The organism is Dyadobacter sp. (genome assembly GCF_017744695.1).
GTDB lineage: Bacteria > Bacteroidota > Bacteroidia > Cytophagales > Spirosomataceae > Dyadobacter.
Genome location: NZ_JAGIAS010000006.1, coordinates 446,851 through 462,181, shown reverse-complemented (window position 1 = coordinate 462,181; position 15,331 = coordinate 446,851). Strand labels below are relative to the sequence as shown.

12 protein-coding genes and 1 tRNA gene are annotated in these 15,331 nt (G+C 50.5%); 8 read left to right on the top strand and 5 right to left on the bottom strand.

What is annotated here, in order from left to right; genetic code table 11:
* Positions 1–57: 57 nt before the first annotated feature.
* The 3 genes from J7619_RS22650 to J7619_RS22640 all read right to left on the bottom strand — a co-directional run bounded on the left by J7619_RS22650 (position 58) and on the right by J7619_RS22640 (position 4,346).
* Positions 58–1,350: an adenylosuccinate synthase gene (locus J7619_RS22650; RefSeq protein WP_291204069.1), complete on the bottom strand. Its 1,293-nt coding sequence runs from the start codon at positions 1,348–1,350 to the stop codon at positions 58–60.
* 78 nt (positions 1,351–1,428) lie between these two features.
* Positions 1,429–1,929 carry a Fur family transcriptional regulator gene (locus J7619_RS22645; protein ID WP_291204066.1) on the bottom strand — a complete coding sequence of 167 codons (501 nt, stop codon included), beginning with the start codon at positions 1,927–1,929 and terminating at the stop codon, positions 1,429–1,431.
* A 128-nt stretch (positions 1,930–2,057) separates the two neighbouring features.
* Positions 2,058–4,346: a bifunctional (p)ppGpp synthetase/guanosine-3',5'-bis(diphosphate) 3'-pyrophosphohydrolase gene (locus J7619_RS22640; protein ID WP_291204064.1), complete on the bottom strand. Its 2,289-nt coding sequence runs from the start codon at positions 4,344–4,346 to the stop codon at positions 2,058–2,060.
* Between the two features lie 168 nt (positions 4,347–4,514).
* Here J7619_RS22640 and J7619_RS22635 point away from each other — a divergent pair.
* Together J7619_RS22635 and tig are read left to right on the top strand one after the other, a co-directional pair.
* A tRNA-Leu gene (locus J7619_RS22635) sits at positions 4,515–4,596 on the top strand.
* 167 nt (positions 4,597–4,763) lie between these two features.
* A complete protein-coding gene (tig, locus tag J7619_RS22630) occupies positions 4,764–6,110 on the top strand; it encodes a trigger factor (RefSeq protein WP_291204062.1) in 1,347 nt (448 codons plus the stop codon).
* A 79-nt stretch (positions 6,111–6,189) separates the two neighbouring features.
* On the opposite strand, the gene J7619_RS22625 is transcribed toward tig, so the two are convergent.
* Positions 6,190–6,564, bottom strand: a complete 375-nt coding sequence (locus J7619_RS22625) for a helix-turn-helix domain-containing protein (RefSeq protein WP_106597725.1) — start codon at positions 6,562–6,564, stop codon at positions 6,190–6,192.
* Positions 6,565–6,813: 249 nt separating this feature from the next.
* On the opposite strand from J7619_RS22625, the gene J7619_RS22620 reads away from it, so the two are divergent.
* The 5 genes from J7619_RS22620 (at position 6,814) to J7619_RS22600 (ending at position 11,989) form a co-directional block, all read left to right on the top strand.
* Positions 6,814–7,488 (top strand): ClpP family protease, encoded by a 675-nt coding sequence (locus tag J7619_RS22620; RefSeq protein ID WP_291204059.1) that lies wholly within the window; start codon positions 6,814–6,816, stop codon positions 7,486–7,488.
* A gap of 243 nt (positions 7,489–7,731) precedes the next feature.
* Positions 7,732–8,976: an ATP-dependent Clp protease ATP-binding subunit ClpX gene (gene clpX, locus J7619_RS22615; RefSeq protein WP_291204057.1), complete on the top strand. Its 1,245-nt coding sequence runs from the start codon at positions 7,732–7,734 to the stop codon at positions 8,974–8,976.
* Positions 8,977–9,088: 112 nt separating this feature from the next.
* Positions 9,089–9,781, top strand: a complete 693-nt coding sequence (locus tag J7619_RS22610; protein ID WP_291204054.1) for an SDR family NAD(P)-dependent oxidoreductase — start codon at positions 9,089–9,091, stop codon at positions 9,779–9,781.
* 113 nt (positions 9,782–9,894) lie between these two features.
* Positions 9,895–10,854, top strand: a complete 960-nt coding sequence (locus J7619_RS22605) for a 1-phosphofructokinase family hexose kinase (RefSeq protein ID WP_106597721.1) — start codon at positions 9,895–9,897, stop codon at positions 10,852–10,854.
* Between the two features lie 73 nt (positions 10,855–10,927).
* Positions 10,928–11,989, top strand: coding sequence for a 6-bladed beta-propeller (locus J7619_RS22600; RefSeq protein WP_291204051.1), 1,062 nt, complete (start codon positions 10,928–10,930; stop codon positions 11,987–11,989).
* 41 nt (positions 11,990–12,030) lie between these two features.
* On the opposite strand, the gene J7619_RS22595 is transcribed toward J7619_RS22600, so the two are convergent.
* Positions 12,031–12,756 carry a hypothetical protein gene (locus J7619_RS22595; protein WP_291204048.1) on the bottom strand — a complete coding sequence of 242 codons (726 nt, stop codon included), beginning with the start codon at positions 12,754–12,756 and terminating at the stop codon, positions 12,031–12,033.
* A 195-nt stretch (positions 12,757–12,951) separates the two neighbouring features.
* Here J7619_RS22595 and J7619_RS22590 point away from each other — a divergent pair, with 195 nt between their 5' ends.
* On the top strand, positions 12,952–15,282 hold the full coding sequence (locus tag J7619_RS22590; protein WP_291204046.1) for a TonB-dependent receptor: 2,331 nt from the start codon (positions 12,952–12,954) through the stop codon (positions 15,280–15,282).
* Positions 15,283–15,331: the final 49 nt, after the last annotated feature.

The window sequence follows — 15,331 nt, the reverse complement described above, 5'->3', positions numbered from 1 at the left end:
CCTTCGACTCCGCTCAGGGTGACATTAACGTTGTACACTCCTGATTTTAGATCACAATTACGCTACCTCAGCCGCCTCCCGGCTGATCAGCGCTTCGCGGTCAGGGCCGGTCGAAATAAATGTAATAGGCAGGTTCAATTCCGCTTCGAGGAACTTCACATATGCATTCAATTCCGCCGGGATCGCGTCGAAATCGCGCACGCCGTCCAGGGAGGTTTTCCAGCCTTTGAAATCTTTGTAAACCGGTTCAACGGCTTCGTCGCAAAGGTCATAAGGAACCTGGTCGGTTAAAGTTCCGTCGGTCAGGCGGTAATGTGTACAAACTTTGATGTTATCGAAAATGGTCAGAACGTCCACTTTCATCATGATCAGCTGCGTTACACCATTGATCATGATCGCATATTTCAATGCAGGCAGGTCGAGCCAGCCGGTACGGCGCGGGCGGCCGGTAGTCGCACCGAACTCACGGCCTTCTTTACGGATTTCCTCGCCTACCTCGTCATTCAATTCAGTCGGGAACGGACCGCTTCCCACACGTGTGCAGTAAGCTTTGAAGATACCGAACACTTCACCAATCTGACGTGGCGCAATGCCCAATCCGGTAGAAGCACCGGCTGTCATGGTCGTAGAGCTGGTAACAAATGGGTATGAACCAAAATCGATGTCGAGCAATGATCCTTGTGCACCTTCTGCTAACACGGTTTTGCCTTCGTTCAATGCACCGTTCACGATGTATTCGCTGTTCACGAGCGTGAATTGCTTCATGAAATCAATCGCCTCGAAGAATTTCTCCTCCGCAGCAGGCAATGTTTCGGAATAGTCGAATGAATAGAAATCAAGGATTACCTTGTGTGCATCGACCAGTTTCTTGTATTTGGCTGCAAAATTAGGAGATAACACATCACCTACACGCAAGCCCAGACGCGCCACCTTGTCCTGGTATGCAGGGCCAATACCGCGTAAAGTTGAACCGATCTTGGAATCGCCTTTCGAACGCTCGTAAGCAGCGTCCAGCAAAGCGTGGGTAGGAACGATAATGGAAGCTTTTTTCGACACGAACAGGTTGCTGATCAGGTCGAGGTTATATTTAGCCAGGCCTTCAATCTCTCTTTTGAACACAACCGGGTCGAGCACGACGCCGTTTCCGATAATATTCTGGATATCGCTGCGGAAAATCCCGGATGGGATCTGGTGCAGAACGTGTTTGATACCGTCAAACTCCAATGTGTGCCCGGCATTAGGGCCACCCTGAAAACGGGCTACAACCTGATAGCGTGGCGCCAGGACATCCACAATTTTTCCTTTTCCCTCGTCTCCCCATTGAAGACCAAGTAGTACGTCAACTTTCATTCAAATATTGGATTACTGAAACTTAATATGGTGTAAGTGGCCCGGCAATGGGTGCATTACCGGGCCTGATCGTGATAATTATCTGTCTTCGTAAACGGCCGTTTCCCGCGGTGCTTCGGTGCGGTTCTGGCAGTTTTCCTTGTTGCAGTTTCCGTAGAAAATAAGCGAGTGGTGCATAACGCTGAAATTCAGCATCTCTCCTACCATGTTCTGGATCGATTGGATACGCGGATCGCAGAACTCCATTACTTTATGACAATCTGTACAAATCAGGTGGTCGTGCTGCTTGTTACCGTACGATTTTTCGAATTGCGCCAGGTTTTTACCAAACTGGTGCTTGGTAACCAGATCGCAGTCCACAAGTACGTCGAGCGTGTTGTAAACCGTGGCACGGCTCACGCGGTAACGCTTGTTTTTCATGCTGATATACAGCTCATCTACATCGAAATGATCCTCCCTGGTGTAAATTTCTTCGAGTATCGCAAAGCGCTCGGGCGTTTTACGAAGTCCCTTATTTTCCAGGTAAGCCGTTAATATTTTCTTAGCGGCCTCGAAATTTGGTTTGCTGGCTTGTGGCATATCTCTGATAATCTTGCGCGAAAATACGCTTTTTTACTTAAATCACTCTCACATTCGCAAGCATAGTGCTGCTAACCTCATTAATTACCAATTCAATAACACCGTGGAGCGGCAATGGTTCAAAATGACTATTTGCCGTTCAGATTGGTATCGAAACGCTGGACATTGTACACGCCTTCGACCTGTTCCAGCTTGGCGATCAGGATATCCAGGTGCCTGGTATCCTGCACGTAAAGTTTGATATCCCCGTTGAATACGCCATCCTTGGTATCGATCGTGAGCCCGCGCATATTGATGTGCAGCTCGTTCGAAATGATCCTGGTGACGTCGTTCACAAGGCCCACGCGGTCGGTGCCCGATAAGTAAAGTCCCGCAAGGAACGCCTCGTCCTTACCCGACCATTTGGCCTTGATAATGCGGTTGCCATGTTTGGACATCAGCTCGGCCGCATTCGGGCAGGTGGTGCGGTGTATTTTGATACCTTCATTGATCGTCACAAAGCCGAAAACGTCATCACCCGCAATCGGGTTACAGCATTGCGCGAGTTTGTAATCGATCTTGTCCATATCGTCGCCGATGAGCAGCGTGTCGCTGTCTGCACGGTCGCCATGGATTTGTTTCAGGTATTTGGTTAATGCCTTCCCGTCTGTGCCGGTGGCTGGCGGCGTATTGTTGGCTGCGCTGCTCTCTGCGGCCTTCTTTTCCTTCGCGTCGCGATCGCGCTTGAAGCGTTTCAGGTCGTCGATCGGAATGTAGCCCTTGCCGATGCGGTAGAAAAAGTCGGTCGTGGTTTTGCACTCAAAAAATGCCCGGAGCTGGTTCATTACCTCGGCGGTAGCGTCCATTCCGAGTATTTTAAGCTTTTTCTCCACCAACTGGCGCCCGTCGGTTTCGTACCGGCGGTTTTCCTCTTTGAGAAAATCCTTGATCCGCGCCCTGGCCTTGGAGGTAACCACAATGCGCAGCCAGTCCTCATTGGGCTTCTGTTTGCTCGAAGTAATGATCTCGATCTGGTCCCCATTGTTCAGCACGTAGCTGATCGGCACCAGGATACCGCCCACTTTGGCAGCCATACAATGCGCGCCTACTTCGGAGTGGATATCGAATGCAAAGTCCAGCGCAGTTGAACCCGCCTGCAATACCTTCAGCTCGCCTTTTGGGGTAAATACAAATACCTCCTCATTGAAAAGGTTGCTTCTGAACTCGTCCAGAAATTCGATAGCAGCCGTTTTATCGCCAAAACCATTCTCCAAGGTCTCGCGTACCTGCGTGATCCACTGCTCGATATTGCCTTTGACCTTGGTATCATTTCCTTTGTACTTCCAGTGCGCGGCGTAACCTTTCTCCGCGATCTCATCCATGCGCGAAGTACGTATCTGCACCTCCACCCATTGCCCGCTCTTGCTCATCACAGTCGAGTGCAGCGACTGGTACCCGTTCGCCCGGGGCGTACTCAGGAAGTCTTTCAACCGGTCGGGATTGGGCTTATAATGGTCGGTAACGATGGAATAGGCCTGCCAGCAGATCGCTTTTTCCCGGTCGCTTTCCGGCGGCGATTCGAGCACGATCCGGATCGCAAACAGGTCATAAATTTCCTCGAAAGGCTTGTTCTGCTTCCGCATTTTGTTCCAGATCGAATAAATCGACTTGGGACGGCCTTTGAGAATAAAATTCAGCCCGGCCGATGCCAGATCCTGCGCAATGGGCTCCATAAACTTCGAAATGAAGCGGTCCCGGATGTTTTTCGTTTCGCGCAACTTTCTTGCAATGGCCCGGTATTCCAGGGGTTCGGTGTATTTCAAATACAATTCTTCGAGCTCCGACTTGATGCTGTACAACCCTAGCCGATGCGCGAGCGGCGCGTAAATGAATATCGTTTCGGAAGCGATTTTGAGCTGCTTGTCGCGCGGCATGCTATCGAGCGTACGCATATTATGCAGGCGGTCGGCGAGCTTCACGAGGATCACCCGTACATCGTCCGAGAGCGTAAGCAACATTTTCCGGAAGTTCTCGGCCTGCTGCGAAGAACCATACTCGAAACGGCCCGAGATTTTGGTCAGCCCGTCGATGATCTTGGCCACTTTTTTCCCAAACAGCCGCTCGATATCGTCGATTCCCATATCGGTATCCTCCACCACATCGTGCAACAATGCCGCCACAATACCGGTGGTACCGAGCCCGATTTCCTCTACTACGATTTGTGCTACTGCGAGGGGGTGATAAATGTATGGCTCTCCCGACCGGCGGCGCATGTCCTTGTGCGCATCGACGGAAGTATAAAAGGCTTTTTTGATTAATTTAGCATCATTATCCTTCAAAAAAGGCTTCGCTGTTCTTAAAAGCCTGCGGTATTTTTTGAGGATGTCCTTACGCTCCTGTTCCAGGTCAATGTTGAGGGATTCAACCAGTTGCTCCACTGCTATTTTCTAATTGGTATGCTTCACCAAAATAACAAATTTTAGCGACATTTTTCAATACGCTTTTACCCAAAGATAAAATTTTGAAAATAATTTGCATGTTTTGGAAAAATAGAAATACCTTTGCACTCCCAATTCGACGAATGTGTTGAAAAAAGGGATAAGTGAGCGGGCGTGGCGGAACTGGTAGACGTGCTAGACTTAGGATCTAGTGCCGCAAGGCGTGGGGGTTCGATTCCCTCCGCCCGTACGAAATACAAGGGAATGACGGGGCGTCAGATTCCTATTTTACCTGGGAAAATGAGCTGCTCCGTAGTATTGAAACCCGTCAAATGCCCTCAGGACTTCGTTTTGAGGGCATTTTTATTTTTTTCAGTTCAAACGTAACAAAGGTATTTACCAATAGCTTAGCGACACATGGAAGTTTTGTTAGAAAAGAGTTCGCCGACCTTAGCCTCTCTGAAAGTAACGTTGACCAAGGAAGATTATCAGCCAAAAGTTGATAAAACGATCAAGGATTATTCTAAACGCGTGAACCTGAAAGGATTTCGTCCTGGCAAAGTACCATCCCATGTGATCCAGCGCATGTATGGTAAGAGCATTCTGGTTGACGAGGTGAACAACATCCTCAGCAATGCAGTAAGCAACTATATCCGCGAAAACAAATTGCAGGTGGTAGGCGATCCCGTACCTGATCGCGACAAAGCCGCAGAAGTGAACTGGGATACCCCAAGCTCATTCGAATTCAGCTATGACCTGGGTATTGCATCGGATTTCGAAGCTGACCTCAGCGCATTGCCTGCTATCAAGCGTTACACCATTAATGTAGACGATAACGAGCTAACGAAGACTATCGATAGCCTTCGCGAGCGTTTCGCCGACAGCATCCACCCCGAAGTAAGCGAAGCAGGAGATATGATCTTCGGTGAGCTGACACAAGGTGAGTTTACAACCCGCACTGCGATTCCTACCAAACAGGTAAAAGAAGAAGCTGTTGCGAAGTTCATCGGTGTAAAAAAAGGTGATGTGATCACTTTCGACATTCAGGATACATTCTCTGACGAGTCGGCTATCGCTCACGTAACCGGTAAGAAAAAAGAAGATATCGCTGACCTTTCAGGCGAATATACCTTAACCGTGGAAGACGTAACCCGTTCTGCACCAGCTGCATTGACGCAAGAATTCTTCGACAAAGTATTGGGATCAGGCCAAGTTGAAAGCGAAGAGCAGTTCAACGAAAAGGTTCTTGAAATCATCAAAAGCAACTACGAGCGCGAAACCGAAGCATTGCTCCGTCGCGATATCGAAACCTCATTACTGGACGCCATTTCAATCGAATTGCCTGAGGAATTCCTCAAAAGCTGGTTGGAGCGTACCAACGAAGGCAAGTTTACCCGCGAGCAAATCGACGAGCAGTTCGGTGATTTCGCGAAATCTTTGAAACTGAGCCTGATCAAAAACAAGATCGCCGATAAGTCTGAAGTGAAAGTAGAATACCCTGAAATCCTGGCGTTCACCCGCGAAATGGTGAAAGGACAATTCGGTATCTACGGCGACGACGAATCGATGCGTGAAACGATCGACCGCGTAGCACAAGGTTACCTCGCCGATAAAGAACGGGATAACTATACGAGCGTGTTCAACCAGGTGTTCGACAACAAGGTTCTGGAAGTTATCCGCGGCCAGGTAAGCACCGACGAGCAGACCGTAGAAGTATCAGAATTCGAGAAATTGGCGAAAGGCGAAGTGGAAGCTGAAGCTTAATTTTCCGAAAATATAAAAAGCATTTTTTTTCACCGTCCCGGGCAATCGGGCGGTGTTTTTTTTTTAAAACCAATGCATTTTAAAAACCAATGCGCTGGCGCTCCTCTCCTATCTGACGGATAATGCCGTCGCCGAACAACTGCCGGAATTTCAACTTCCATTGATCCAGCTCATTCTGCAGCCGGCGGTTCTCGGCTAGTATGCGGGTATTCTCCTGTCGCAGCCATTCTGTTTCGGACATCGAAACGTCAATGCCCAGCAACTCGGGCAATGGCACGTCGAGCAGCTTGGCCACATTTTCAAGCCTTGAAACCGAAAGTTCGGTGCGGCCGCGCTCGATATCACCGTAGGCCGTCGTCGACAGCCCGAGCATGTCTGCCATATTTTCCTGCGAAAGGCCTTTTTGCAGCCTTATCTGCCGTATTTTCTCTGATAAATTGGATGTCACGTTCATAATGTCCGGTTATTAAGCGTGGTATAACGTTTTTATGCTGCAATCTAGTCATTGAACAGGGCTGATGACTGTCGCATTTTTCGATAATTTATCGCCGAAATTGACAAGGATTATTCGGTGAATTAGTCAAATTTGTGCCATGCAACCGGGAAACCTGCGGCGATATAAATAGAAACTAAGCTATATTGCTTTTTGTTCTCGAACTCAGTTGCCCTTTAACTATTGATAAATTAAAAATTAATTTTTTCGATGAATTACGGAAATGAATTTAGAAAATATGCCGTTCACCATCTGGGAATGAATGGTCTGACCGTGGACGGTTACATGAACCACTCTGTTGAGAACATGACCCGTTCGGTAATCGAGGAACGTCCGATGAACTTCCGCGAGGTCGACGTATTCTCCCGTCTGATGGCTGACCGTATCATATTTATGGGCACCGGCGTGGACGACAATATCGCCAACATTATTGTGGCCCAGTTACTCTTCCTCGAATCGGCCGATCCTAAGAAGGACATCCTGATGTATATCAACAGCCCCGGCGGCTCGGTTTATGCCGGTTTGGGTATTTACGATACCATGCAATATGTACGCCCTGACGTAGCGACCGTATGTACCAGCCTCGCGGCATCTATGGGCGCGGTGTTGCTCGCAGGCGGCGCGGCAGGCAAGCGCTCGGCGCTCCCGCACGCTCGTGTGATGATCCACCAGCCATCAGGTGGCGCGCAGGGAACCTCGGTTGATATCGAGATCACCACCCGCGAGATTGTGAAACTGCGTCATGAACTGTACGAAATCCTGGCGCACCACACCGGTCAGACGCCTGAGCAGATCGGACTCGACTCAGATCGTGACAAATGGTTGAAAGCGACCGAAGCGAAAGAATACGGCTTGATCGACGAGGTTCTGACCCGCGATAAATAAGTTGAACAACCTTTCAAATATCGCCCCGGCAGCCAGGCTGCCGGGGCGTTTTTAGTATATGGCCCAAGGTTGATTTGGTAACCCGGTCAAAAAACCGGAAATTTGTAAAAAGATAACCGCTAATTGTCAATGGAAAAGAAGATTTGAAACGATACATTCAGTCTTCTTGTTACATGGACTTGACACGTATGTTTAACACGGCGGCAAGCCGGAAACATTCACCAAACTGCTAAAATCGAATCGATGGCACAAGTAAGTTGTTCGTTCTGCGGACGTAAAAAAAGCGAAGTAGATTTGCTTCTATCCGGGATTGACGCTCACATTTGTAACCACTGCATTGCCCAGGGGCACCAGGTAGTTACCGAAGAGCTGGGACCGAAGGAGGATAAGAAAGAGAAGAAATCGAAGCTTCCGAAATTAAAGCCCATTCCTCCTGCTGATATCAAGCATTTCCTCGAACAATATGTCATAGGCCAGGACGAAGCGAAACGCTCGCTGGCGGTGGCAGTATATAACCACTACAAACGCCTGAACCAGGCCAGCTCCGAGGACGACGTTGTGATCGAGAAATCGAACATCATTATGGTAGGCGAAACCGGTACCGGTAAAACCTATCTGGCGAAATCCATTGCACGCATTCTGCAAGTTCCGTTCTGCGTAGCCGATGCAACGGTGGTTACCGAAGCGGGTTATGTGGGTGAAGACGTAGAAACGATCCTGACCCGCCTCCTCCAAGCTGCGGATTACAATGTAGAAGCAGCCGAACGCGGTATCGTTTACATTGACGAGATCGACAAGATCGCCCGCAAGTCGGACAATCCTTCCATTACCCGCGACGTAAGCGGCGAGGGTGTTCAGCAGGCTTTGCTGAAACTGCTCGAAGGATCGATCGTGAACGTTCCGCCACAAGGCGGCCGCAAGCATCCTGACCAGAAGATGATTTCGCTGAATACCGAAAACATCCTCTTCATTTGCGGCGGTGCATTCGACGGCATCGAGCGCCACATCGGAAAACGTATCAACACCCGCCCCATCGGTTTCAATGGCGACAACCGCATTATCGAGATCTTTGATAAAGGTAATCTGATGCGCTACGTGACGGCTATGGACCTTAAATCATTCGGACTTATCCCCGAATTAATCGGTCGTCTGCCCGTACTCACGCATTTGAACCCGCTCGACCGTGAGACTTTGCGCCGCATCCTCACCGAGCCTAAAAACGCATTGGTGAAACAGTATTCCAAACTTTTCGCGATGGAAGGTATCAACCTGCATTTCGAAGACGCGGTACTGGATTACATTGTGGATCAGGCGATGATTTACAAACTCGGCGCCCGCGGTTTGCGCGCGATCTGCGAGTCGATCATGACCGACGCGATGTTCGATCTGCCTTCGCAAAAGGATGTGAAAGAATTCACGTTATCGCTCGATTATGCGAAAGATAAATTCGAAAAATCTTCGATGGCATTGCTTCGCTCAGTGGCCTAGCAATCATTACATTAGCATATTTACAAGCGCCCTGCCTCTTTCAAAGAAGCAGGGCGCTTCTTTTTTCACCCCAATAATCCTATTTTTACACAAAAACACTATATTATTTTAAATGGAAACCTGGCTCATAAATAAATCGATCGTCGTTATCGGAGGAACCACCGGCGTGGGGCTGTCCGCGGCACAAGCCTTTGTCCGAAACGGCGCGAATGTGGTGGTAGTGGGGCGCAACCCTGAGAGCTGTCTGATGGCAGAACTGAACCTGGGAAGCAATGCAAGAGCCAAACAAGGTGACGCTACGCAGCCTCAGACGGCGCTGGACGCCATTCAGCTCTGTATACGTGAATTTGGGAGTTTTGATGCATTGTATCACGCACCCGAAGAACATGACGAACCCGCGACCGACGGCCCGCTGCATGACCTGGGCCTCGAAAGCTGGCGCAAAACGCTGGATCAGAACCTGACTTCGCTTATGCTCTCGAACCAGGCAGCCGTAAGGACTTTTATGGGCATGAACAAAGGCGGCTCCATTCTTAACCTGAGTCCGGAAACCGCTTCAACGGACGGTAACTTTTCAAGCCATGCCGGAGCTACCTCCAAAGCGGCTATGATCGGTTTCTCCAAATCTATTGCCGCCGCATATGCAGGCCATGATATCCGGATCAACGTGATTTCCACCGACACTTCCATACCCGCGGATCTCGACGGCGCTGCCGTATACCTGCTATCGGATCATGCCCGCTTTACCAATGGGCAAGTACTCGTGGTGGACGGTGGCAGGAGCGTGCTCGAAGAGCAATACTAGCGACCGCCAAACGATTGTGTTGTGAAGAAATTGCTGCGGATGCGATAGGAACGCAGAAAGAATCGCTTTTTTTCTTTTATTCGCGTAAAATAGTTCACCAGACACGTACTCCTATGGCTACCGGACCGATTGTAACCCTTACAATAAATCCCGCGCTCGACAAAAGCTCCAATGTACCGCGCATCGTACCCGATAACAAACTGCGTTGCGACGCACCCAATTTCGAGGCAGGCGGTGGGGGGATCAATGTAGCCAAGGCCATTCACCGCCTGGGGGGAAACCCGATCGCTATTTTTACAGTAGGCGGCCCTACCGGCCAACGCCTGCATAAGCTCGTAAAAAGCGAGGGCGTCGAAACTATGGTGATCGAAACGAAACAGTGGACGCGTGAGAACTTTCACGTATTGGAAACCAGCACCGGATTCCAGTACCGCTTCGGAATGCCCGGCACCGAAATGATGCCGACGGAAGTACGCTCGATCCTTGAAACGATGGAGGAGCTCGATCCGAAACCGTCCTACATTATCGCCAGCGGTAGCCTTCCGCCAGGTGTACCTTCCGATTTTTACGGACAAATTGCCAAAATAGCCCATAATCAGGGGGCACGGTTCATTGCCGATACCTCCGGCGATGCGCTTCGTTATGCTACCGAAGCTGGTGTGTATCTTTTGAAACCGAATATTACCGAGCTCAGTGAACTGGTAGGTGTCGACAAGCTGGAAATGGACGAGGTCGACGATGCTGCACGTGCGCTCATCATACGCGGGCAATGCGAGATCGTGATCGTATCCATGGGTGCCATGGGCGCGATGCTTGTTACCGAAGACCAGGTAGAGCATATCCCCGCGCCTCCTGTGCAACCGAAAAGTACCGTCGGCGCGGGCGACAGCATGCTGGCGGGCATTGTATGGACATTGTCGCAAGGCAAATCTTACCGCGAAGCCGTCCGAATGGGTGTTGCGTGCGGTACCGCTGCCACGATGAACTCTGGCAGCGAGCTATTTAGAATGCAGGATGTAAACCGCCTGCTCGACTGGTTGAACCGCTACGGAAAGCGCTACTCCGCCAGTTGATCAAAACTATGTATGAACAAATAGTAAGAAATCGGAGATTTGGTCTTTTTTCAAAAAATTAAAAAGATTCGTCATGTCCGAAACACATTCCCGCCGTCAGTTCGCGAAGATTACCGCAGCCACTGCCGCAGCCATTACTTTTAAACCGTTCTACATCCTGCACGCCAAACCGAAGGTGGATGGCGAGGTAATCGGCCATGGTAACCACCGCTATAAGGTACACCAGGGCTGGGGTAATCTCGACGCGTCACAGTTTCCGGTCAACAACTGCCACGAAATGGTTCAGGACAGCAAAGGCAGGTTGATTATGGTGGGTGATGAGATTAAAAACAATATCCTGATCTATGACCGATCAGGAAAGCTGCTGGAAAGCTGGGGACATGAATTTCCAGGCGGGCACGGGCTCACCCTATGGAATGCAAACGGAGAAGAATTCCTGTTTATCAGCGATCCAAACATCGGGAAGGTTTTCAAAACAGATTTGAAAGGTAAAATCCTGCTGACCATCGAACATCCCTCGAAAGTGGGTGCCTATAAAGAAGCAGATCCATTCAAGCCTACCGAAACGGCTATTGGCCCTGACGGTACGATTTACATTGCCGACGGCTACGGCTCGCAATGGATTCTGAGATACACTCCCAAAGGTGAGTTCATCGATAAGTTCGGAGGCTCCGGCGACGGCGATTCTCAGTTTTCTACCGCTCACGGCATCGCCATCGATTACCGTGACAAGGCCAATCCGACACTCATCGTCACTTCACGTGCGCACAATGCATTCAAGAAATTCACTTTGGATGGCAAATACCTGAGCACTATTTTCCTGCCCGGCGCATTCGTTTGCCGCCCGGTTTTCAAGGACGACACCCTTTACGCGGGTGTGTGCTGGTCGCGCCTGCGCTACCTGAACCAGACGCCGAATTCAGGTTTCGTGACGATTATCGACAAAGCCAACAAAGTGATTTCAAATCCCGGCGGCACCAAACCGGAATACCGCAACGGCGAATTGCAACTGATGGTGCAGGAAAAACCGATATTCATGCATTGCCACGATGTGTGCGTTGACAACGATCACAACATTTACGTGTGCCAATGGAATGCGAAGAAGACTTATCCCGTAAAACTCGAAAGGGTTTAAGCTAAAAAGCTTTAATAGAAATGCATGATCCGTTGGCCTGGCTAGCGGATCATTTTTATGGTAATCCCATTCACGACCATGGTGGATACCGTCAGAATGCCATAAGCTGCACCGATAGGCATTTGCGGTACCAGCCACGCCACGCCGATCAGGAAAGCGACGAACCCATACCCCGCCAGCAGCAAACCATACAAGATTCTGATCGCCGCATCGGAACCCTGCTGCGAATGCGTAAAAACCGCCAATGTGGAAGTCATTATCGGGAATGGCGTCAATATCCCGCTCCAAGTCGGGCCGAGATAGTCGGCTGCTTGCGTGAGGATAACCACAAAGAGTGTCGCCACCAGCATTCTCAATGGAATATCCCAGGAAGGCTGTTTCCTGAACTCCGCCTTTGTTTTAGGTTTTGGGAAAAAATATAAGACCAGCGTCAGCACCGCCAGGTTCAACCCTACGCCTGCCGCGAGCGAAATATCCCGTCCCAGCGAAAGCATCGCAACCACAAAAAACGCCGCGTAGCTGATGACCACCGTCGGGAACCAGCGCAACCGCGCGGAAAGCGACGCGTATACCAGCGCGAAGAGCATCGTACCAACCGACCCCAGCAGTGCGGAAGGGATCGTAGACGCCGCAAATGCGGCCCCATGCTCCAATGCGATGAAGAAAGAGATCGGCCCCGCTACCCACGGAAACCCGCCGATCCAGCCGCCCAGCCCTTCGCCCCATTTACGAACGGCCATTGTTACCCCGGCAATGAGCGGGGGCATCAGCATAATTTTGGTTAAAAGCAGGTCGGACAAGGATTCAATGCGGCAAAATGGAGCACAAATTTACATGTAAGGACCTAATCCGCTGAAAATTTGAGAAAATACTTCGTGATTTTAATTGCAACAAAGTTGCAATGATCTTATTTTTGCAACGTTGTAACAAAAAGAACGTAACCCGCTACCGGCGCAAACGCGATGCCTTCTGTCCGATTTTCACTCTTTATTCTCTTGCTATCGCTGTTTTCGGTGACGGCCTTTGCCCAGAAACCGGCTTGCGAATGCTTCGTGAAAGGGGTCGTGAAGGACACACACACCGGCCAGCCCATTGTAGGCGCGACCGTTCTGATCGTCGGGCAGAGTAACGGCGTATTCACCGATCAGAATGGGCGTTACGAGCTCCGGAACCTTTGCCCGGGCAACTATACGCTGGAATGCCGCATTGTCGGTTACAGTCCATTTCAGCAAAAAATCGACCTGACGGCCGGACACGAGGAGAACTTCAACCTCCTTGAACAGGAAGTGCATTTAAAAGATGTGGAAATCACAGCGCATCGCACGGATGCGCCTTCATCGCAGCCGCTAACCACCATTTCAGGAGCCGATTTGGATAAAACACGTGGCCAGACGCTGGGTGAGAGTCTTAAAGGAGTGACCGGCGTTACCACATTGCAAACCGGGTCATCTATCGCCAAGCCTGTTATTCACGGCCTGCACAGCAATCGCGTGCTGATTATGAACAACGGTATCCGCCAGGAAGGCCAGCAATGGGGCTCCGAGCACGCGCCGGAAATAGATCCGTTCATTGCGACGAGAATATCGGTGGTGAAGGGCGCTGCCGGTGTGCGTTACGGCTCGGATGCAATCGGCGGAGTGATATTGGTAGAACCGGAGGAGCTGCCTGTTGACAAACCCATTACCGGCGAATTGAATGCGGTAGGATTTTCCAATGGCAGACAGGGTGTATTGTCCGGAACCGTGCAGGGCGGACTGAACTTCGTGAAGGGCTTCGGTTGGCGGGCGCAGGGAACGATCAAGCGCGGCGGGAATATCCGTACGCCGAATTACTACCTCGACAATACCGGCATTAGTGAAAACAACTTCTCGTTGGCCGCCGGGTATCGTCATAAAGGCCTGGGTATCGATGTGTTTTACAGCCGGTTCGATACACAGATCGGCATTTTCTCCGGCTCACATATCGGCAGTGTTACCGATTTACTGAATGTGATCAAAAATGGCGAGCCGTTCGTCAAATCCGGGTTCAGCTATGCCATTAACCGGCCTAACCAGAATGCGACGCACGAGCTGCTGAAAGCCGAAACACACTACCATTTCAGGGATGGCAACCGGCTGCAGTGGACGATCGCGCGGCAGTACAACAACCGAAACGAGTTCGACCTGCACCGCCCGCGAAACGACAGTATAGCGGCGCTCAACCATCCTGAACTGACATTTAAACTCACTTCATTGACAAACGACGTGGTCTGGGACCACAAACCTCTTGCCGGGAAAATCAGCGGGCAGGTTGGTGTAAGCACATTATACCAATACAACCTCATGAGCGGCCGCCCGCTGATCCCCAATTTTAACCAATTCAACATAGGGCTGTTCTGGATTGAACGGTACGTGACCGCCAAATGGGAGCTCGAAGCCGGCTTACGCTACGATTACCGGACGTTGAAAACCTACCGGATCGTGAACCGGGAGAAAATCGCTGGCCATTTCGATTTCGGTAACTTTTCGGGAACGGCAGGTGCTACACGCAATTTTTCCGACCGTTTCTCCGCGCGTGTGAACATAGGTACGGCCTGGCGTGCGCCTAACGTGAGCGAGCTGTTCAGCGACGGTGTACACCACGGCGCGGCCGCGTATGAGCAAGGGGATGCTACTTTGCAGCCCGAAAAAGCACTCAATTCAATAGCGAGCGTGAAATATGCCACGCCGAAATGGAGCGTGGAAGTAGGCGCTTATTACAATTACATTGTTGATTTTATCTACCTAAAACCACAACCAGAGCCCATTCTGACAATCCGCGGCGCATTCCCCTATTTCAAATACACTCAAACCGACGCTTCCTTTAAAGGCATCGACATTTCGGGAAGCTGGGAATTTGTAAAACGCACCACCGTTTCAAGCAAGCTCACGTACCTACGCGTGTACGACGAGCGCAACGACGGCTACCTGGTCATGATCCCGCCGAACCGGTTGGATAATACATTGAAATACCAGCTCGCCGATCGTGGCAAATGGAAGGATGGGTTTATTTCAATTGGAAACCTGCTGGTAGCCGAACAAAAGCGCGTCCCTGCCAACAGCGACTTCCTGCCGCCGCCGAAAGGTTATTCGCTGTGGAGCCTGCAAGCCGGCGCGTCGTTGAAAGTTTCAGAAAAACAACAGCTGGAAATCGGTATCAATGTGCAGAACCTGTTCAATACCGTTTACAGGGATTACCTGAACCGTTTCCGTTATTATGCCGACGATATGGGGCGCAATGCTTCCCTCCGCCTGAAATGGAAGTTTGGCGCTTGACGAAGCCCGGCTTAACGAAGCCCGACTGGCCGCAGCCCGGCCCAAAAAT